Annotated in this window: 20 protein-coding genes; 9 read left to right on the forward strand and 11 right to left on the reverse strand. The window is 69.2% G+C overall.

Features of this window, described 5'->3' with window-relative positions:
• Positions 1 to 7: 7 nt before the first annotated feature.
• The gene (locus tag IPG50_00855; GenBank protein ID MBK6690752.1) at positions 8 to 259 is read right to left on the reverse strand and encodes a hypothetical protein; all 252 of its coding nucleotides are present in this window, start codon (positions 257 to 259) and stop codon (positions 8 to 10) included.
• A gap of 122 nt (positions 260 to 381) precedes the next feature.
• Here IPG50_00855 and IPG50_00860 point away from each other — a divergent pair, with 122 nt between their 5' ends.
• The gene (locus IPG50_00860) at positions 382 to 624 is read left to right on the forward strand and encodes a hypothetical protein (protein MBK6690753.1); all 243 of its coding nucleotides are present in this window, start codon (positions 382 to 384) and stop codon (positions 622 to 624) included.
• Between the two features lie 61 nt (positions 625 to 685).
• Here IPG50_00860 and IPG50_00865 read toward each other — a convergent pair whose 3' ends face one another.
• The 4 genes from IPG50_00865 to IPG50_00880 all read right to left on the reverse strand — a co-directional run bounded on the left by IPG50_00865 (position 686) and on the right by IPG50_00880 (position 5,124).
• A complete protein-coding gene (locus IPG50_00865) occupies positions 686 to 1,264 on the reverse strand; it encodes an OmpA family protein (GenBank protein MBK6690754.1) in 579 nt (192 codons plus the stop codon).
• 63 nt (positions 1,265 to 1,327) lie between these two features.
• A complete protein-coding gene (locus IPG50_00870; protein ID MBK6690755.1) occupies positions 1,328 to 2,065 on the reverse strand; it encodes an ATP-binding cassette domain-containing protein in 738 nt (245 codons plus the stop codon).
• A 14-nt stretch (positions 2,066 to 2,079) separates the two neighbouring features.
• Positions 2,080 to 2,568 carry a hypothetical protein gene (locus IPG50_00875; GenBank protein ID MBK6690756.1) on the reverse strand — a complete coding sequence of 163 codons (489 nt, stop codon included), beginning with the start codon at positions 2,566 to 2,568 and terminating at the stop codon, positions 2,080 to 2,082.
• A gap of 27 nt (positions 2,569 to 2,595) precedes the next feature.
• The gene (locus IPG50_00880) at positions 2,596 to 5,124 is read right to left on the reverse strand and encodes a dynamin family protein (protein ID MBK6690757.1); all 2,529 of its coding nucleotides are present in this window, start codon (positions 5,122 to 5,124) and stop codon (positions 2,596 to 2,598) included.
• 56 nt (positions 5,125 to 5,180) lie between these two features.
• Between IPG50_00880 and IPG50_00885 the strand changes: the two genes are divergently transcribed.
• Both IPG50_00885 and IPG50_00890 read left to right on the forward strand, forming a co-directional pair.
• Positions 5,181 to 6,872, forward strand: a complete 1,692-nt coding sequence (locus IPG50_00885; GenBank protein ID MBK6690758.1) for a serine/threonine protein kinase — start codon at positions 5,181 to 5,183, stop codon at positions 6,870 to 6,872.
• Between the two features lie 405 nt (positions 6,873 to 7,277).
• Positions 7,278 to 8,147 carry a hypothetical protein gene (locus tag IPG50_00890; GenBank protein ID MBK6690759.1) on the forward strand — a complete coding sequence of 290 codons (870 nt, stop codon included), beginning with the start codon at positions 7,278 to 7,280 and terminating at the stop codon, positions 8,145 to 8,147.
• 24 nt (positions 8,148 to 8,171) lie between these two features.
• Here the strand turns inward: IPG50_00890 and IPG50_00895 are convergent, their stop codons facing one another.
• Positions 8,172 to 9,242 (reverse strand): zinc-binding dehydrogenase, encoded by a 1,071-nt coding sequence (locus tag IPG50_00895; GenBank protein ID MBK6690760.1) that lies wholly within the window; start codon positions 9,240 to 9,242, stop codon positions 8,172 to 8,174.
• A gap of 91 nt (positions 9,243 to 9,333) precedes the next feature.
• On the opposite strand from IPG50_00895, the gene rnhA reads away from it, so the two are divergent.
• Positions 9,334 to 9,798: a ribonuclease HI gene (rnhA, locus tag IPG50_00900; GenBank protein MBK6690761.1), complete on the forward strand. Its 465-nt coding sequence runs from the start codon at positions 9,334 to 9,336 to the stop codon at positions 9,796 to 9,798.
• A gap of 23 nt (positions 9,799 to 9,821) precedes the next feature.
• On the opposite strand, the gene IPG50_00905 is transcribed toward rnhA, so the two are convergent.
• Positions 9,822 to 10,073, reverse strand: coding sequence for a DUF2171 domain-containing protein (locus IPG50_00905; GenBank protein MBK6690762.1), 252 nt, complete (start codon positions 10,071 to 10,073; stop codon positions 9,822 to 9,824).
• Between the two features lie 204 nt (positions 10,074 to 10,277).
• On the opposite strand from IPG50_00905, the gene IPG50_00910 reads away from it, so the two are divergent.
• From IPG50_00910 to IPG50_00920, 3 genes are all read left to right on the forward strand, one after another.
• A complete protein-coding gene (locus tag IPG50_00910; GenBank protein ID MBK6690763.1) occupies positions 10,278 to 12,059 on the forward strand; it encodes a hypothetical protein in 1,782 nt (593 codons plus the stop codon).
• Between the two features lie 10 nt (positions 12,060 to 12,069).
• Positions 12,070 to 12,852 (forward strand): hypothetical protein, encoded by a 783-nt coding sequence (locus IPG50_00915; protein ID MBK6690764.1) that lies wholly within the window; start codon positions 12,070 to 12,072, stop codon positions 12,850 to 12,852.
• Positions 12,853 to 12,944: 92 nt separating this feature from the next.
• Entirely contained in the window at positions 12,945 to 13,355 is a 411-nt protein-coding gene (locus tag IPG50_00920) for a TfoX/Sxy family protein (GenBank protein ID MBK6690765.1), read from the forward strand.
• Positions 13,356 to 13,453: 98 nt separating this feature from the next.
• Here IPG50_00920 and IPG50_00925 read toward each other — a convergent pair whose 3' ends face one another.
• The 4 genes from IPG50_00925 to IPG50_00940 form a co-directional block, all read right to left on the reverse strand.
• Positions 13,454 to 14,077, reverse strand: coding sequence for a hypothetical protein (locus IPG50_00925; GenBank protein MBK6690766.1), 624 nt, complete (start codon positions 14,075 to 14,077; stop codon positions 13,454 to 13,456).
• A gap of 60 nt (positions 14,078 to 14,137) precedes the next feature.
• On the reverse strand, positions 14,138 to 14,602 hold the full coding sequence (locus tag IPG50_00930; GenBank protein ID MBK6690767.1) for a hypothetical protein: 465 nt from the start codon (positions 14,600 to 14,602) through the stop codon (positions 14,138 to 14,140).
• 86 nt (positions 14,603 to 14,688) lie between these two features.
• Positions 14,689 to 16,092 carry an insulinase family protein gene (locus tag IPG50_00935; GenBank protein ID MBK6690768.1) on the reverse strand — a complete coding sequence of 468 codons (1,404 nt, stop codon included), beginning with the start codon at positions 16,090 to 16,092 and terminating at the stop codon, positions 14,689 to 14,691.
• Complete coding sequence (locus IPG50_00940) at positions 16,089 to 17,474, reverse strand: insulinase family protein (protein ID MBK6690769.1); 1,386 nt, start codon at positions 17,472 to 17,474, stop codon at positions 16,089 to 16,091. The genes IPG50_00935 and IPG50_00940 overlap by 4 nt, the downstream gene beginning before the upstream one ends.
• Here IPG50_00940 and IPG50_00945 point away from each other — a divergent pair.
• Both IPG50_00945 and IPG50_00950 read left to right on the forward strand, forming a co-directional pair.
• A complete protein-coding gene (locus IPG50_00945; protein ID MBK6690770.1) occupies positions 17,473 to 17,979 on the forward strand; it encodes a sigma 54-interacting transcriptional regulator in 507 nt (168 codons plus the stop codon). The genes IPG50_00940 and IPG50_00945 overlap by 2 nt on opposite strands.
• A complete protein-coding gene (locus IPG50_00950) occupies positions 17,943 to 18,209 on the forward strand; it encodes a hypothetical protein (GenBank protein MBK6690771.1) in 267 nt (88 codons plus the stop codon). The genes IPG50_00945 and IPG50_00950 overlap by 37 nt, the downstream gene beginning before the upstream one ends.
• The last annotated feature ends 66 nt before the right edge of the window (positions 18,210 to 18,275 follow it).

Below are 18,275 nucleotides of genomic sequence, written 5' to 3' on the forward strand. Positions count from 1 at the left end.
CTCGGCGTTAGGGCTCCGCGTCGACGCGGCACGGCGCGAAATACGCGTCGAGAGCCTTGCCGCGACGGTGGCCGCGACCGATGGCGACATGGCTGGATACGCCCCGCACGATGTCGACGAGGCCGCCGAAGACGAACCAGCCGATGAGCCGGGGCGGGACGACCTCGGGCCACGTCGGTGGCTTGCCCTTGGGCAGCTCGCCGTAGTCGATGCGCAGGGCGCCGGGCTCTTCCGGCGCGAGCCTTGCGCGACGAAACAACCGGGGCCGATGAACCGCGTCGTGGAGCTAAGGTTTCTTCCCCAGAGGTGGTCGGCGTCGGGCTCGGGACGAACCATGTGCTTCTGGAAATCGTGGAACAGCGGCAGCGAGTTCTTGCCCTCGTGAATCACAGGCGTCGCCGCGGCGACGGCCGCCGGCACGAAGTCTTCGAGCGACAGCGCGCGGTGGCCCTTCGCGGCCTCGAAGAGCCTGGCCATGTCGGCAGCCGTCAAGTGCCGGATCGTGTCGAGGCGGCCCGTGTGGCCGAGCTCGTCGAGGATCCGCGCGAAGCGCGAGAGATCGAGGGACGGCGCGAGGAGTGTCTCGGGAAACATCCCGTTCACTACAGCGCATTTCACGTCTAGACGACGCCAAATTCGGGCCTGCGCCGCTCAAGGCGGGTAGGCGAGTGCGCTCTGCGCAGTCCTACTGGACGTCGATGTCAACGCGCCGATCTTTGGCCATCGACTCTTCGTCGGTGCCCACGGCGTCCATCTCGCCGCGCGAGCTCGCGCGAACGCGGCCGTCGGCGACGCCCAGATCGACGAGGTAGCGTTTGACGGCGTTGGAGCGCGACTCGCCGAGGCCCATGTTGTACTCGGATTCGCCGCGGGCGTCGGCGCGGCCCGTGAGCAGAACGCTCTTTCCGGTTAGCGGCCCGGAGAGGCACTTGGCGAGGGCCGCGAGGATCTCGCGATCGCCCTCAGGCAGCGCCGTCGAGTCGAAGGCGAAATGCGCCGTGGGCTCCGTTCGCGGCAGATTGCAGGCTTTCGCGATGGTCTCGGAGAGGTGAAGGCCTTCCGTCGTGACGCCGGGACCTGTTGCGCCTGCCAAGGCGCGGGCCGCCTCCCTGTCGGCGGCCGCCTGAACGTCGGCGGCCGATGCGCCGGTCGTCGCAACGCTCGGAGCCTTCGGCTTCGCGATAGCGCCGTCTTTTGCACAACCGAAGATGTGCGCGGCGAGCGCGAGGACAGCCATACCTTGCATCGTGGCGGCGAGCTTCATGGGACCTCCGAGATTGGAACGCTCACGACGGGGTATTCGTTCCCCCGCGGCGGGGCCAACTTCTCAGCCGCGGTCGGCGGCGGACTCGAGCGTGCCCAGGTAGCGGCCCTTCACGAGCGGGTGCTCCACGAACGCCGCGGGCGTCCCCTCGGTGACGATGGCACCGTCGAGCAGCAAGATGGCGCGGGTGCAAACCGCGAGCGCCTCGGCCACGTGGTGATCGGCCAAGATCACGGCCACGCCGGCTTCACCTAACCCGCGAAGGATCGCGCCGAGGTGGGCTGCACCCTTGGGGTCGACGCCGGCGAAGGGCTCGTCGCAGACGAGGACGCTGGGCGCCATCGATAGGGCCCGCGCGAGCTCGAGGCGTCGCCGTTCCCCGCCGGAGAGGCGGCCTGCGACGACGGTGCCGTGATCTCCGAGTTCGAGGCGCGAGGCCAGCTCGCTCGCCGCCGGTGGTGAACGTCCTCGCGAGTGATCGCGTGCAAACCGCACGAACGTCGAGAGGTTCTCGCTCACCGTGAGCTCCCACAACACGCTCGGGGTTTGGGGCACGTAACCCAACCCGCGGCGGGCTCGCTTCCAAAGCGGCTCGGTGGTCACGTCCGTCCCCTCGAAGAAAACGCCGCCGGCCTCGGGCCGCTCTTCGCCAACGAGCGCGCGGAACAGGGTCGATTTGCCGGCGCCCGATGGGCCCAAGAGCCCCACGACCTCGCCGCCATCAAGCTCGAGGTTGACGTCGCGGAGGAGCTGGCGCCCGCCGAGCGTGACGGAGAGTCCCTTGGCGGCGAGGCGAGCCATGGGAATCGCGGGCGCTAGCGCGGCACGGGGATGGAGCCCTTGACCTGCGTCAGTTGCACCTTCCCGGTAGCGATTTCGATGGTCGCCCGATCGGCCTGGAGCCAGCCTTGGCCCCGCGTGAGACGAACGCCGCCGCGCAGTTCGAGCGACTGGCGAGCGAGATCGAGCTCGACCTCGGGAGCTTCGCCGTGAACGCCCTTGACGTCGGCCGTGACGCCACCGGAGCCCTTCGCCCAGTTGACCGAAGGCGCGCCGTCGAACTTGAGATCGATGCGGGGGCACGCGACCTTGAGCGATCCCTTCGTGAGGGACACGTTCCCGGTAAGGATGGCCGTCTGCGCCAGGACATCGACCTCGAGGCGCTCCGCCTGCACCGCCAGCGCGCCTTCGCCCACGGCGGCAAAGGGATCGCCCGCGAGCGCCGGCGACCCGGAGAGCGACAGCGCCGCGACGAGCGGCAAGAGCCACCGAAGGGGCCATACGCGTTGGGGGGGCGTCCGCATGGGTCCACGAACTATAGCGCGTTTGGCCTACCTCATCACGTGCGCGAATGCGCCGAGCTCCCGCGCCAGGGCGGCGGCTCCGCTCCTCGTGGGGGTCGCGAGGGCGAGCGCGCGCAAGTGCTCTGTGAGGGCCGGGAGCGCGGCACGCGCCAGCGCCTCGGTGAACGGCGGCTTCAAGCTGGCCGAGACCGTGCGCACCAAGAGCCGAGCAAGGGCCGTGAGGTCCGCTGGCGCGAGGCCCGTGCCCTGGGCCACGCCGGAGAGCGCGGCGGCGAGCGTAGGCGTCAGGCGAGCCATGGCCCGGTCCATTCGGTAGCGAAACAGCGCGCCATCGGCGTCCGCGGACGGCGCGACCTGCGAGACGGCGAGGTCTCCTTCGAGCGCCTTGTCGGCAGGTGTTAGCGACCGAACGAGGGCCGCCGCGATAGCGTCGGCGTCTCGATCGATCTCCGCGGCAGCCGTGGCGAGGGCGCGCGCTCGCTCGCTCCGGGCCGTCTCATCGGTGCGCTCACGGTCCCAGGTGGCACGGGCCGCACCAAGCAGCCGCTCCACGAGCGCGTGGGCGCGGCGCCTGAGGGCGCGCTCCTTGTGCGCATCGCTGCGCGCGACGACCTCTTCGTCCAAAATCCGCTCCACCTCGGCCCAGCCAGAGCGGACCGGGGACGCGCTGTCGCCGGCTTGCCCCAGCTTCTCCGCGAGCGCGACGCGCGCCGAGAAGAGCCGCGGCGGCGACAGCGACGGGAGCCCTGTCTCACGAAGCGCTTCCTCGACCATAGCGAGGACCTTCGCGTGATCCTCGGGCGCGATGCGATCGGCCTTGCCGACGAGGATCTGAAGTGGAATGCGCGCCGCCTTCGCCTCCTCGAGGACGACGCGCTCCGTTTGCTTGAGCGGTTGCGACGCGTCGAGGAGCCAAAGGAGTACGTCGGCTTCCTCAAGGGCGCGGCGCGCCGCGTCGGTGTGCTTGCGATTCGGCGCGTTGAAGCCTGGCGTGTCGATGATCTCGACGCGCGTCAGGGACGCGAGGGGAAGCTCGATCTCGACGCCGTCGACGTTCGCGTCGCCGAGCGCCGCGAGCGTTCGACGGAGCTCCGAGAGCGGAACCGTGCGGGTCGTGAGGGGCTCGCCGGAAGGCCCGGGGGTCGCTTCGTGGAGGCGGATCCGCGCGATTTCGTCGGGACCGTAGCGGAGGAGGTGTTGCGTTGCCGTCGTGGGCAAGACGCCCGTGGGGGCCGCATCTTGCCCCATGAGCGCGTTGACGAACGTGCTCTTGCCGGCGTTGAACTCCCCGACGATCGCGAGCCGCACGGGCCTCGCGCGCAGCGCAGCCAACTCAGCGACCCGTGAGGTGGCGTCGAGATCGTGGAGCGAACGGGCGTGAGCATCGAGGCGGGACAACACGAACGACCATTGGGACAACCCCGTGGGCGGCACCAGGTGCTCGAGGAATTGCGTGAGGATCTCGCCGGCGAAGGCCTCGCTCCTCGCGCCCTCGACGGACGCCAGCGCGGCGAGCATCGCCGGCCACTCGGCCTCGGGAGCGTCCTTGGCTGCGGCACCGCGGACAAGCACGTCGGCGTCCGCCAAGAGAGGCGACGCCGGCGCGGCGCGCACCGCCGCTCCGAGAGCGCCGATGTCACGATCGTCGAGGGCCGCCTCGAGGAGCGGCATGGCGGCGGACTGATCGCCGCCTGCGAGGGCATCTCCGAGCGCCGCGCGGGCCTCGTCGCGGCGCCCCTCGGCGCGGGCAAAAGCGGCGCGCCAGCGCGCGTGACCAAGCTCGCCGTGCGCGTCGACGAGGGCCCGCAGCCGCTCACGCGTCGGCGCGTCGGTCGCGATCCACCCGAGGCTCGACGAGAGCAACTCGCTGGCGCCGGGCATGTCGAGCAGGTACGCGCGCGTGGCCGGCGCGAAAACGTCGGCCCTGCCCGCGAGTGCAAACGCGCGAGCGCGCGCGAGCGCGAAGCGACCATCGGTGGCGTCTGCCGCGACGACTCGCTCGAGTTCGGCGAGCGCGCGCGTCGCATCGTTTCGTGCGAGTGCCAGCTCGGCTTGCCGCAACGCCACGTCGACGGCGTGCGCGGCGTTTGGCGCGATGCCGGCGAGCCAGAGTTCGGCGCGTCCTACGTCGCCCTCGGCGAGATCGAGATCGCAGAGCGCCAGCAAGGCGTCGCGGCGCGCTTCGCTCCCCGGAGCCGCGACGCCGAGGGCCCTCAGGTACGCCTCCCGCACGTCAGCGGAAGGTCGCGCGAGGCGCCGCCGCGCCGCGCCGAGGCGGGTCCAGACCTCGGCGCGCGACGGGACGCGTGTCACGAGCTCGTCGAGGGTAGCGAGTAGGTCGTCGTAGAGCCCCGCCGCCTCGCGCGCGTCGGCCAAGAGCGCCAGCGCCAAGACCGAGCCCGGGACGCGCTCGAGGACCTGCTTTGCGGCGGCCTCGGCCCGGAGCGCGTCGCCGCGTGCGAGGGCCGCCTCGGCCTCGCGCAAGGTGTCGTCGGCGAGCGCCAAGGCGATCTCGACACGCCCGAACCAGCGGCTGAGAACTTCGAAAAGTCGCACCGCGAAAGTCGTATCACCAAGGCGCGTTGAAGGAAGGAGGAGTATGCTTTCCGGCAGTGAACCGGACGAGCTTCCCCTCGGGTCAGGTGAGCGCGTGCTTCGTGAAGGCGCTGCTCCTTTTCCTCGAAGCCGAACGCGGCACCGCTGTCACCGACGAGTGGCTCAAAGCCATCAAAATGTTGCGCGACGACCTTGAGGACGAGACGCGCGGGCTGCCGCTGACGTCGCATCGCGATGCGTTGCGCGAGTTTGTTTCGCGGACGAGCCGCGAGACCGTGGCCGAGACCTGGCGATTCATCATCGCAAGCGAGAATCTCGGCTTCTGGATGCGCATCCTGCGGGGCACCCACGGCCCGCACGACGCGTTCGCGCGACTCGACGCGACCGACAGCGAATACGGACGAACCACGCGGTGGACGACGCTCGTGTCGACGACGTCCTCGTGGCGTGGCCGCGTCACGATTGCGCACGACCCGAGCATCGAGGCCGATGGTCTCCTCACGCTGTCGCGGGCTGCCGAGCTCGCGGCGGTGCCCGCACTCTTTGGTTTTGGCCGTGGCGTCGTCACGAGTCTCGGCGATGGCGAGATCGCGCTCGGCCGCATCTCGCAGGAGTTTGAGGTGCGGTGGGACGTGCCGGCTCCGGCGCGCGCCGCCGCTGTGGGCGCGCTTACCGGTGCCGCTGTTTCGTCGGCAGGCTTCCTCGGAGCACCGCCCACCGTCGGCGCGGCGCTCTTCGCGCTCGGCGTGGCGGGCGGCGGCGCCCTGGGGGCCCTCTGGGGCCGCGAGCGGCAACGGCGCGCCGAGGCGGGGGCGCAGCACATTCGCGTGCAGGCGCTCGAGCGCACGTTGGCCCTCAAGGAGTGGCGCCAGCGAACGGCGTCGGGCACCCTCGAGGGCACCGTTGTCGCCGGCGAGTACCGCATCAAGGAGCGGATGGGCGCCGGCGCGAGCGGCGTCATTTTTGAAGCCGAGCGTCTCCGCGACGGGCTCCCCGTCGCCCTCAAGCTTCTCCGTGCCGTGGCCGCGCACGAGGCCGTCGCCTCGGACCGACTCCGCCGCGAAGCGGAGGCCCTCGGCCTGGCGTGGCATCCGAACGTCGTCGAGGTCATCGACCACGGCCACTTGCCCGACGGCTCGGCCTTCTTGGTCATGGAGCTGTTGCGCGGTGAGTCGTTGTCGGTGCGACTCAGGCAGGGACCGCTTACGCCGGCGCAGCTCTTGCCGATCGCCATCCAGGTATGCGACGCGATAGGGGCCGTGCATGCCGCTGGCATCGTCCATCGCGACGTGAAGCCCGCGAACATATTTCTTGCGCTCAAGGACGACGTCGAGATCGTCAAGCTGCTCGACTTCGGCATCGCGCGCGTCGAATGGGAAGAGACGCGCATCACCAACATGGGCGCCCCGCTGGGAACGCCGGGCTACATGTCGCCCGAGCAGGAGGCCGGCGGAACGATCGATGCGCGGAGCGACGTCTTCGCGCTCGGCGCGGTCCTCTTCGAGTGCCTGGTGGGCGAGCCTCCGCCGCCGACGCCGAGCGGTCTCTGGCTGGCGGGGGTCACAGAAGGGGCCCCCAGGAACAACCGTGTCGCCGAAGAGCTGGCGAAGCTGCCGCCTGCTTGGTCGTCGCTCGTCACGCGGGCCCTCTCGGCGCGCCCTGAAGACCGGTATCAGGACGCGCGCTCGATTGCGCAGACGCTTCGCGAGATCGAGGCGGGTCGGGCCGCCGTGGCCGAGGGCGGATGAGGGCGCTGCTCGCCACAGACCGCGCCCGCGCAAGAATGGTTCCGTCGGTTCGCTCGTCCTACCGTGACGCCGCCCTTTCCCTCGAGGTTCCGTGAAGAAGCTTCTTGCGCTCGTACCTCTCTCGGTCGCCCTCTCCGCGCTGGCGTGCGGGTCGCCTGCGTCGAACACGCCGCCGTCGAACGCGCCGCCGACTCAGGGCGGGGGCTACCCTCAACCCGGGTATCCGCAGGGCTACCCGCCCGGGTACCCACCGCAAGCCTACCCGCAGGCGTACCCGCCGCCGCAGCAACGGCCGACGGGCCCCGTCGCGCAGCAGCCTCAGCCCGCGCCCCACCAGCCCCCCACCAGCCCACGCCGCAGGGCCAAGCGCAAGGGCAGCCGGCACCGCAGACGGGGCCGTTTGGGTTGCCGTTTCCGTTTCCGTTCCCGATCCCCGGCGTGGCGACGCCAACACCCACCAGCGCGCCACCGGCAACCGGTGGTCTCTTGGCGCCGCTCGTTGGAACGGAGATGCAGAAGCAGGAGGTCGCGGCGATCCTTCAGGAGCTCATCGCGGCGCTGCCCCCCGATCGGCAAGCGCGAGTGCGCGGCATTCCGCTGGCGTTTGACCCGAACCCCGAGGAGATCAACGCCTTCGCCGGCTGCGACGATCGAGGGTCGCCGTTCATGGCCGGCACCGTTGGGATCCTCGACGCCATCGACGGCATCGCGCAGACGAGAGCGAGCGACGAGCTGTTCGGGACGCAGAGTTACGACGCCTACCTGAGGTTCGTGCTGCCACGCTTGCAACAGGGCAAGGGTGGCGCCGCGTTGCCGCAAGGGATCCTCCAACCGCAACACGCCTTCGATCCACGCCGGTTGTCGCGCGCGAGGGAGCTCTTCGACGAGATCGTCGCCTTCGCGTTCGCTCACGAGCTCGCGCACCACTACATGGGCCACACGGGTTGTGCCAACGGCCAAGCGGCTGGACCAGGACCGAACCCTGCCGCCATCGCCAACTTGGCGACGCGGATCATCCCCCTCTTGAATCAGCCGGTGGAGACTCAGGCCGACACCGAGGGCACGTTCAACATCTTGAACGCGGGAAAGGCCCGCCGGCCTCGCACGCGATGGACGGAGCGCAACAGCCTCATGTTGCTCGAGTTCTTCGCGAAGCTCGACGGCGTGCCGCTGCTCAGCCCCGTAGGGTTCTTGCGCACTCACCCGAACTCGCAGGGACGCATCATCTGGGTGACCGGAACGGCCCGCACCTGGGCGATTCAGAACCCGGGTTGATCTTCGGACGAGCTGCGGCCCGTCCTACGGACAAAGAATGAGCTTGCCGGTCAAGCCGCCGGCTTCAACGCGACCATGCGCCTCCTCGACGGAGTCGAGGTCGATGCGACCCTGAATTCTTGGATGGATGCTGCCGTCGGCGAGGAGGGCGAAGAGATCCTCGAGGTCGGCGCGAAACCAAGCGGGATGCTGCTGCTTGAGGTCGGTGATCGAATAGAACCTCGCGCGTTTTCCGTTGGGTAGGTGGTCCCACAAGAAGAGACGCAAGAGCCACAACCCGACGGTCGCCTGGTTCGTGCCATCACGAACGGCGGCGGCGATTCCGTAGGCGCAGAGGGTGCCGCCTGCCTTCACGGATGCCCACGAGCGCGTGAACCCACGCTCGCCGATGCCGTCCATGACGACGTCGAAGCCGCCGCGAACGAGCGTTCGACAGTCCTCGGCTTCAAAGTCCACCGCCGTCGCGCCGAGCGAGCGCACCAACTCCGCGCTCCCGTGGCGAGCGGTTCCCCACATCTCGAGGCCAGCGCGCTTTCCGAGCGTCAACAGCGCCTGCCCGACGGCGCCGCCGGCACCGATCACGAGCATGCGTTGCCCGGGGCGCACCTGTGCCACGCGATGCAGAAGCTGGTACGCCGTCGTCCAGCTCAAGACGAGCGCTACCGCTTCCGCTGGGTCGACGAACTTTGGTACGGGCACGACCTGCTCGGCGCGAAGCGTTCGATAGCGTCCATGTGAACCGGTCACCGTGAGGGCGGCTACGCGGTCACCGACGGATACGGCGGCCACGCCGGGCCCCAGTTCATCGACTTCGCCCACGACGTCGTAGCCGAGCACGAGCGGTAGTTGGCGCGCTAGCCCCGGGTAGCTGCCCTTGCGGATCATGACGTCCGTAAACTGAACGCTCGTCGCCAGAACGCGTACGCGGACCTCACCGGGGCCCGGCGAAGGCATGGGCTGATCGACGACCGAGAGGCGGTCTGCGCTGCCAAACTCCCTCAAGAGGACGACGCGCTGCGTCTGCCGGAGCGGGCGAGGGCGCAGCGGCCGGCGCGGTCGCAGGAATGACCCAACGGTGGTCGAGGAGAGGTCCATGGGGCGTTGCCATGCAAGACCTTCACCGCGGATCGGACCCCAGCGCCGTCGTGAGCTTGATGGTGCCTCGCTGCAGCCGTATCGTCGCTCGGTGAGCGGCCGAGAGTATCTCTGCTACACCGATGGCTCGTGCAAGGCCGGCGAAGAGGCTCCCGGTGGCTGGGGCTTCGTCGTGAGGCCGCCCGGCGGCCCGGCCGTGGAGGGGCACGGCGCTGCCGTCCGAACGCTGGCGAAGGCGATGGAGTATCGCGCTGTGGCCGAGGCGTTGGCTGCGCTGCCGGCCGGCGTGACCGCGGTGATCTTCTCCGACAATCAATCGTTGGTGCACACGCTTGAAAAGTACGTGGCGATTTGGCGCGAGCACGGCTTCGCGAAGGTTGACCCTTCCATCGCCGACAGCGCGCGGCGCATCGTCGATGCCATCGACGCGAAGGCGCTCTCGGTGCGTTGGCAGTGGGTTCGCGGTCACTCGGGCAACGCTGGCAACGAACGCGCCGACGCCCTCGCGGCCCAGGGCGCAAGAGAGGCCAAGGCCGGAGCGCGCCTCGCACGCTGACGAGGCGCGGCGCGCTTGATTCGTTAGGACGAACGCTTCGCGGTGCTGCTCGGCGACGTCGTCCATTCGCGCATCGCTTGGTCGCCCGGACGGTCGATGTGCACCTTGTCGTCAACGGTCTTGACCCAGCTAAGCGGGATGTAGTGGTGCGTGCCCTTCTCGTCCTTGTTTAGCTTGATGGTGTCGGTTCCCTCCATGTGGTCGACCACGGCGAACTGGCCGTTGTCGGAGCAAACGACGGGTGTGTTGGGCTTAATCTGGTTGGCGTTGATCATGTGCGCGAGCCCAGCAATCGACGTGCCAAGGAGCCGTTGAGTGCGCGCCTGGGAAAAACGTCGGCGCGCAGGCGTGCGGAGCTCATCGACCTAGGCACGGCGCGAAACGATCATGCAGTTTGCAAGGCCTCTCGCTCGTCGGCTGGCCCCCCGGCGGCTGCGCCGAGGACCCCGAATGGTCGCCAGCTTCGGTATCCTGAGGCCATGTCGCCTCCGCCGCACCGCGCCTCACGTCGCGCGTTCGCTCGCGTCGCATGGCTCGCGGCTCTGGTTTGCGGCGCGGTCGCTGCGTGCGGTTCTGCGAACAAGAAGAATGGCGAAGGAGACGCGCCGACGGCAGAAGCTGGCGCTCGCGATGTTGGCCTCTTCACGGACGCCGCCGGCTCTGAGAACGCGACGTGCCCACCGCGCACGTGCGCCGATCTCAGCGCCGAGTGCGGCCCGCAAGGTGACGGCTGCGGTCGCGTCATCGACTGCGGCACGTGCAAGTCTCCGGACACATGCGGCGGCGCTGGCCCAAGCAAGTGCGGCCCCGGGCCCTTGTGCAAGCCCAAGCAGTGCTCCGACCTCGGTGTCGACTGCGGAAGCCAAGGCGACGGCTGCGGCGGCGTCATCTCTTGCGGCGCCTGCTTCACGCCCCAGTTCTGTGGCGGAGGAGGGCCAAGCCGTTGCGGCGTTGACGACGCGGGCGCCTGCAAGCGGACGACCTGCGCCGCGCTCGGCAAGAACTGCGGGCCCGTGGCCGACGGCTGCGGCGGGCTCCTCGATTGCGGCGTCTGCGGCATCGGCGAGCGTTGCGGTCTCGTGATTCCAAACGTGTGCGCGGGCGCCTTGCCCGACGGCGGCGTTTGCGTGCCGGCCACGTGCGTGGCGCTCGGGGCGAACTGCGGTCAAGTCGCAGACGGTTGTGGCAGCCTCACTCCGCCTTGCGGCACGTGCACCGCGCCGGAGGTCTGCGGTGGAGGTGGCTACAGTCGCTGCGGCGTGGGCGACGCGTCGATCGCGGACAGCGGATGCACGGGGCGCTGCCTCGATGTTCCAGCCTGCGACGCGGCGACGCCGACCATGTTGACGGGAACCGTCTGGGCGCCGAGCGGGGAGGGGTCGCCCTTCGGCGCGCTGCCGATCCCGGGCGCGATCGTCTACGTACCGAACGGTTCCGTGGACGCCTTCGCGGCGGGGGCCCTGTGCGAGCAATGCGGTGCGCCCGTGAGCGGAGCGCCCCTCGCGCTGACGACGACGGCCTCGGACGGCACGTTCACGCTGAAGAACGTGCCCGCGGGCGCGAACGTCCCGCTCGTCGTTCAGCTCGGTCGCTGGCGGAGGCAAGTTACGCTCCCATCCATCGAGCCGTGCGCGCGCCAACCGATCGCGGCGGAGCTTACGCGGCTTCCGCGAACGAAGGCCGAAGGCGACATTCCACTCTTCGCGATATCGACGGGCTCCGTCGACGCCATCGAGTGCGTGATGCGCAAGGTGGGCGTCGACGACGCCGAGTTCACGGCCGGCGACGGCGACGGGCGCGTGCGCCTCTACCGCAACAACGGCCAAGAGCCGCCCGGCGGCGGTGGCCCTTCGGCCAGCGCGCTAACGGGCACGGCGGGCGAGCTCGAGCGCTTCGACGCCGTCATCTTCTCCTGCGTCGGGCGGCCCGTTGAGCAGCTCCGGCCGACATCGCGCGCGTTCAGGCGTACGCCGACAAGGGCGGCGCATCTTCGCGACGCACTACAGCTACGTGTGGCTCTACAACCAGGCGCCGTGGGACGCGACGGCCATCTGGAACACGACGGGGACCCTTCCGCGTCCGACGCGCGGCCTCGTCGACACGAGCACGGCCAAGGGGCAGCGGTTCGCGTCGTGGCTCGGTGCCGTGGACGCGCTCTCGGTCTCCTACCCGCCGGAGCTGACGATGGCAGGGCAGGGCAACCTTCGTGGGCCTTTGCCGAGCGGCTCCGAGCGATGGATCGCCGGTTCGCTTCAGAGTGACGCGACGCTGTTGCAATATGCATTCAATACGCCTTGGGGCAAGAAGCCCGAAGAGCAATGCGGTCGCGTCACCTTCAGCGACTACCACGTCACCAACACCGGCACGGGGACGTTCCCGCAGTCCTGCAACAGCCTTCCGCTCACGCCCAAGGAGAAGGCGCTCGCCTACGCGATCTTTGATCTGACGACCTGCATCTCCACGAGCGCCAGCACCGGCGTCTCGAGTTGCGTTCCCGACACGTGCGCCAAGCTCGGCTACGGGTGCGGGCTAGCGGGTGATGGGTGCGGCGGCGTGCTCGACTGCGGCGCGTGCGCGGCGCAGGAGATCTGCGGCGGCGCGACGCCATTCCAGTGCGCGAAGCCGTGCGCCGCAAAGTCGTGCGTCGAGCAGGACGTCTTTTGCGGCAAGGCCGGCGATGGCTGCGGGGGCGTCCTCTCTTGCGGAACGTGCCCGCCGGGTGAGCTTTGCGGCAGCGGCGGACCGAGCCGCTGCGGCGCGCCTCACGCGTGCGCCCCAACGACGTGCGCCGTCGCGGCGGTCAAGTGTGGCCGTATCGCGGACGGCTGCGGGCGGCTGCTCGATTGCGGGGCGTGCCTCGCGAGCGAGACGTGCTCCGGCGGCGTCTGTGTCCCCAAGGTTTGCCCGCCACGGACCTGCGCGTCGGTGAACGCCGATTGCGGTCCCGTGGGCGACGGCTGCGGCGGCTTGCTCGACTGCGGCGCGTGCCCGCCGGGCAAGACGTGCGGCGCGAACGGCGTGCCGAATCGTTGCGGGAGCCCAGAGGTGCGGTGACGCTGCGCCTCGCTGCGCGCACGTGGTCTTCTCTTGGGCGCCCGCGCATTCGCGCAACGAGCAGTCGGCAAAATTCGGCATGATGAAGCCCTATGGCCTACGACGAAGAACTGGCGCGGCGAATTCGCGATGAGCTCATCGCGCGGGCGCCCTTCGATGAGCGAAAGATGTTCGGCGGCGTCGCCTTTATGGTCTGCGGCCACATGTGCGTCGGTCTCGCGGGCGACGCTCTCATGGTTCGTGTCGGCGCCGCGTTCTATGAAAAGGCACTCTCGTTGCCTCACGCCCGGCCGATGGACTTCACGGGCAAGCCGCTCAAGGGCTACGTCTACGTCGACGTCGGGGGGCTCCGGACCGCGAAGACGCTCGGCGCCTGGTTGAAACGCGCGCTCGATTTCGTCGCGACGCTTCCTCCGAAGAAGCCGCAGAAGCGAAAGCCGCGGCCGTTTCCAAGGAAAGCGCGAGGGCGAAAGCGCGCCACGAGTCGGACGCGCCTGGCGTAGGTGCCGGCGGACCGCAGCGGACTCTCATGGGCGCGAAACTGTTGCCCGTGGTCGCGTGGCGACGGTGAGGACTGCGGCGCGAGATCGAGCGCGGGCGGTTACTCGCGCTCCTCAGTTTGGGCGGCTTCCCAAAGCTCGATGAACTTGTCGCGCACCGACGCGTCGAGCTCGGACGCCATGTCGCGTGGGATTGCGACGGCTCGAACGAGCTCAAGTACGTCGGCGAGATCTTTAAGCCGGTGGGGCGCCGACATCCCGGACGCGAGCTTCAGCTCGAGGAGCTTTGGCAGCGGCAAGAACGCACCACGCTCTCCACGGACCGCAACCTCCGCGGGGTCGGGAAATCGGACCGCCTTGGGTTTGCCGTCGCCGGGGTACTCACCCGCGATCAGGATGTCGATGGTCACGCCGTTCTCGGTATCGCGCAGTCCCTTGCTTCCTGGGAATTTCTCAAGGTAGCCGCGCCCTAGAACGAGCCGCCGCAGGGCATCGAGGCCCTCGCGACTCAAGAGCACGTCGACGACCGTCGTCACCCGTCGATAGCCATACTCGTTCAGGGCCATTGCGCCGGCGATCGCATAGGGAATGCTCGCGTCGTCGAGCACACTTGTGAGCTTCAGCAGCGCGCGGTGGACGTCAGCATCGCCCATGAAAAACCTCCCAGCGTCGCGCACGCCGTCCCAGAACGCGGCCTCGCGCGCGGTCGCTTCACCAGCGGACATGCGTACAACCTAGCACTCGAACGTGCGAGCCGCGACCGCTCCGCACGGCTCGATGGAGCGCTACGGGCCTCGGGAGAACGACAACGGGTACGACACTCTTGCCGCGCCGCCGTCGGGGGCGTCGAAGCGGAGCTCAAGGAACTCCCTCGCGATGCAGGCCTCCAAGAGCGGATCGGCGCTCCGAAGCCCCGCGTCGCTGGCTGCTGGTGTCGTTCCCACATGCGCCACGCGGCCGTCGGGCGCGATCAAGAGTTCGACGGTGACGTCTGCGTAGGTCAAGGACGGGATCCGCGCACGTGCCTCGTCGAGGCACAGGAGGAAACACCCGTAGCCTTCACGGAGCACGCGCTCGGCGGCTTCCGTTGGGACGGTGCCAATGGGCGCCGCTCCCGACGCCGGCGCGTCCGGCACGATCCCTGAGGGCACCGACGCGTCGGTGTCGGGGCCCTGGGCGCACAGGCGACGCTTCGCTGGATTTGGCGCGCGCACGGTCACGGTCACGGCCGACGAGGGATGCGTCTTCACGATGCTCGACTTCGCCGGGGGGCGCGCGCACGCCGCAGCGGACACAGCAGCGGCCACCACTATGGCCAGCAAGGCCCAGCGCGCCCTCACTTGCGCACCGTAACCTTCCCCAGGCCGAGCGCTTCGAGCTTTGGACGGAGAAGGGATGCGTCGCCGACGACCACGACACGGAGAAGCGCTGGATCCAGATAGTCGCGCGCGGCGGCGACCGCGTCGGCTTTCGGCACTCGCGCCATCAACGCAGGCTGCTCCGCGAAGGCCTTGAAGGAGATCCCTTGCGCCATAGCCCCGGCGATCAACTTGGCAGCGCGCCCGCTGGTCTCGAATTCACGCGAGCGCTCGACGGCCAAGAGAAGCGCGAGCCTTGCCGCCCAATGCGGCGAGAAGTCTCCGCGTCGGATTTGCTGGATGGTAGCCAGCGCCTCCTGCACGGCGCCTGGCGCTTCAACGGACTCCACGTTGCTCCTGAGCCAAAACGGGGGCGCCGCCGTGCCGGTGTCAACGCTGGAGGTCACTTCGTAGCTGGACCCGTGGCCCGCGACGAGGCGCGACTGGAGCTCGCTCTGCACGAGTCTAACGGCGAGGCGCAACGCGGCACGCCTCCGATGCTTAGCCTCGACGGCGCGCCCGGAGACGACCACGCGCGCCTGGGTGGCACCCGGTCGGTCGAGGAGCAGGATCGCGGGGCCCGGCGAGAGCGGCGTCAGTGCGCTCGAAGCCGGTGGCGTTGGAAGTGCCCGCATCGGCAGCGTCCCGAAGGTCCGCTCGCTCACGCGCCGCGCCTCATCGAGCGAGACGGCGCCCACAATGGCGACGGTCACGGAGCCCGCGCTGAACGCGTTCGCCCAGAATGCGCGCATGGCACTTGCGCTGACAGCGTCGAGGTCGGCGAAGGAGCCTTCGGCGGCGTGGGCGTGCGGGTGAGCCTTCGGGTAGAGCGCCTCCCGAGCGAGGGGCACGCCGGACGCGCGTGCGTCGTGCTCGATGGCGCTCTTTCGCCGCTGTCGCGCGGCGCTGATGGTGTCACCGTCACCGTAGTCGGCGTTCAAGACCTCCATCAAATCGTCCGCGAGCTCCGGGAAATTCGGACTCAGTGTCTCGCCGGAGACGGACGTGACGTCGCGGTGGCTGTCGCTGTCCAGACGGGCGCCACGCTGATTGAATCGCCTCCGGTTCCTCAGCCAATAGGCGTCGTAGGCCGAACTCACGGCTGCCTCCGAGGCGAGCACGGCGACGCCTGGTTCCGCGCTTGTCGAGCCACGCGACGAGGCGACGTGCACCGCGACGATCGGTAAGTCGGGTCGCAACACGTGAAACACTTGGACCCCGTTGCTCAGCTTGAACTCGGTGATCTCGGGCGTGGCGAGCGTGAAGGTCACGGCGGAGTCGGCCGGCGCAGTTCGCGGGGGTGCGTCGGCCCGTGTAGCGGTGGCGTCCAGGAGCAAGGCGAGTGCCAGCGCGAATGCGAGCGTCGGTCGTGAGCGGATCATCGGACCTCGACGAGGCGGCCGGCTAGTGGGGCTGAGACGAGCGGTCGGACGAGCGTGACGAGCCGTGGCTTCGACTGAAAGAACCGGGTGCGCGCGGCGAGCACCTGAGCACGCGTCGTGCGCTCGATGTGCTCGACGCGGCGCGCGGTGAAGAGAGGGTTCCCCGTGAAGTCGTCGTGCTCGGCGTAGATGAGCGCTCGCTTCTGGAACCCTTCGAAGTCGAGGATTGTACCGACGAGCTCATCACTCAAGGCAGGGTTTATGGCGCCTACCCAGTTCGGCAAGAGTTCAACGATCGTGTGGTCGAGGACGCGGAGCGTTTCCTCGACGTCGGCCCCTTCTCGGAAGGTCATGTTGAGGTGGAACGCTCCGCCCAAGAGGTCGTCGTCGAGTTCCCAGCGCACTCGCTCTGCCAGATGGCGCTGCTCCACGAGGAACCACTCCATGTCGTGTGCGAGCTTCCGAGCGATGACGCGAATGGCTGGGTATTCGGGCGCTCCGAAGGGCGGCAGCGGCCAACTCACGATGATACGGGAACGCGGCACATTGGCTTCGATGGTCGCGCGGCGGTCACCCTTCCAAGGGGCGAGAGCGTGCGTCCGGACTGGGTTCGCGTCGGAGCCTCGAGGGATCTTCCCGAAGTGCTGAGCGATGAGCGCCGCGGCGTTCCGCCGGTCGAAGTCCCCGACCAGCGTAAGGACGGCGTTCGACGGTTTGTAGTAGCGCTCGTGAAATGCGCGGACCTCTTTGAGCGTTGCGCGATCGAGGTCGTCGGGACTTCCGATGGCCAAATGCCCGTAGGGGTGGTCGGCGCCGTAGAACGCGCGCCTCACGTGGGCCCAAACGAGTCCCGACTCAACGTTGCCGTAGTTTTGCCCGTATTCGTTCTTTACGACGGCGCGCTCGCGCTCGAAGTCGAGTTGGCTGAGGTCTTCGCTCAAGGTGGCCATCCGCTCGGCCTCGCTCCAGAGAACGATCTCGAGGGCGCTGCTCGGGACGGTGGAGTGGTACTCGGTTCGGTCGAGCGAGGTCGTGCCGCGAACCTCGGTCGCCCCGAAGTCTACGACGGGAACCGAGACGCCGCGCGGCGCGTTGCGCGTGGGGCCGAAGGTGATGTGCTCGAAGAGGTGAGCGAAGCCCGCTCGCCTTGGCGGGTCGTCCTTGCTGCCGACCTTGTACCAAACGTTGACGGCGACGACGGACGCGCTCCGGTCTTCGTCGAGGATCACGCGGAGCCCGTTTGGGAGCGTGTAATCGTAGACCTCGAGGGGCAGGCGCAGCGGCGGCGACGGTGCGCTGGGTGCGCCACCGCATGCTGCGCTAGTGGCGGCAAGGAGCGTGACGAAGGCAGCCAAGGCTGGTGCGCGAAACGACCGATGCATGCTCCCGAGAACCCCCCTTTTGCCGGATGGAATATCGCAAGGAACGTCGCCGGAGAAGCGGCGCCGAGCTGGTCGTCGAGAAGGGCCGTCAGGACACCGACGCGTTGGCCGATTTGCTTCGCGCCCTAGTCGAGCGCTCGCCGTCGCCGCCTCCCGTGTCCGATGGGCTCATCGGCTCGAGTCGCGCGATGGCGGTCTTGAGGTGCGCCGCATGGGAAGCTCCCACGACCTCGACGTGCACGCCCGCGTGGTGGCCGCGACCAACATCGAGCTGTCGCGCGAGGTGGAGCGGGGAGCCTTTCGTGCGGACCTCTTGTATCGCCTCGCCGTCTACCAGCTCTACGTGCCCCCGCTTCGCGATCGGCGCGAAGACGTGCGCGAACTCGCCACGGCCTTCGCGGCGCGCCGCTCTCGGGCTCTCGCGGAAGACGTCGTTCAATGGCTCGCGTCGCGCGACTACCCGGCAACGTGCGCCAACTCGAACGCGACGTCGCGCGCCTCGTGACCTTCGACGCGGCCCATGACATCGCCGCGGCGCAGGCGGCGTTGGCAGAGTCGGACTCGGCGCGTCCGTCGTCGCCTCGCGGTCTCGGTATCGCCGACGGGCCGACGCGACAGCGCGCGCGCGCCTCCGAAGCGCTCACCGCCGCGGAGGGCAACCAGTCGCAAGCCGCGAAGCGCCTCGGCGTCCATCGCAACACCCTGGCCCGCTGGCTTCGCGACGAAGGGGACTAGCCGCGCGCGGCCGTCGCGTCCATGGCCACCCAGAACCGTCCGCGGCCAGCCTCGGCGCGGGAAATA

This window comes from Myxococcales bacterium, assembly GCA_016703425.1.
Classification (GTDB): Bacteria; Myxococcota_A; Polyangia; order Polyangiales; family Polyangiaceae; genus JADJCA01.

Bases quoted from the DNA above. Each gene is read 5' to 3' on its own strand.
- IPG50_00865 (MBK6690754.1), bottom strand. From the start codon at position 1,264: ATGAAGCTCGCCGCCACGATGCAAGGTATGGCTGTCCTCGCGCTCGCC.
- IPG50_00870 (MBK6690755.1), bottom strand. From the start codon at position 2,065: ATGGCTCGCCTCGCCGCCAAGGGACTCTCCGTCACGCTCGGCGGGCGC.
- IPG50_00875 (MBK6690756.1), bottom strand. From the start codon at position 2,568: ATGCGGACGCCCCCCCAACGCGTATGGCCCCTTCGGTGGCTCTTGCCG.
- IPG50_00895 (MBK6690760.1), bottom strand. From the start codon at position 9,242: ATGGACCTCTCCTCGACCACCGTTGGGTCATTCCTGCGACCGCGCCGG.
- IPG50_00905 (MBK6690762.1), bottom strand. From the start codon at position 10,073: ATGATCAACGCCAACCAGATTAAGCCCAACACACCCGTCGTTTGCTCC.
- IPG50_00910 (MBK6690763.1), top strand. From the start codon at position 10,278: ATGTCGCCTCCGCCGCACCGCGCCTCACGTCGCGCGTTCGCTCGCGTC.
- IPG50_00920 (MBK6690765.1), top strand. From the start codon at position 12,945: ATGGCCTACGACGAAGAACTGGCGCGGCGAATTCGCGATGAGCTCATC.
- IPG50_00925 (MBK6690766.1), bottom strand. From the start codon at position 14,077: ATGTCCGCTGGTGAAGCGACCGCGCGCGAGGCCGCGTTCTGGGACGGC.
- IPG50_00935 (MBK6690768.1), bottom strand. From the start codon at position 16,092: ATGATCCGCTCACGACCGACGCTCGCATTCGCGCTGGCACTCGCCTTG.
- IPG50_00945 (MBK6690770.1), top strand. From the start codon at position 17,473: ATGCTCCCGAGAACCCCCCTTTTGCCGGATGGAATATCGCAAGGAACG.
- IPG50_00940 (MBK6690769.1), bottom strand. From the start codon at position 17,474: ATGCATCGGTCGTTTCGCGCACCAGCCTTGGCTGCCTTCGTCACGCTC.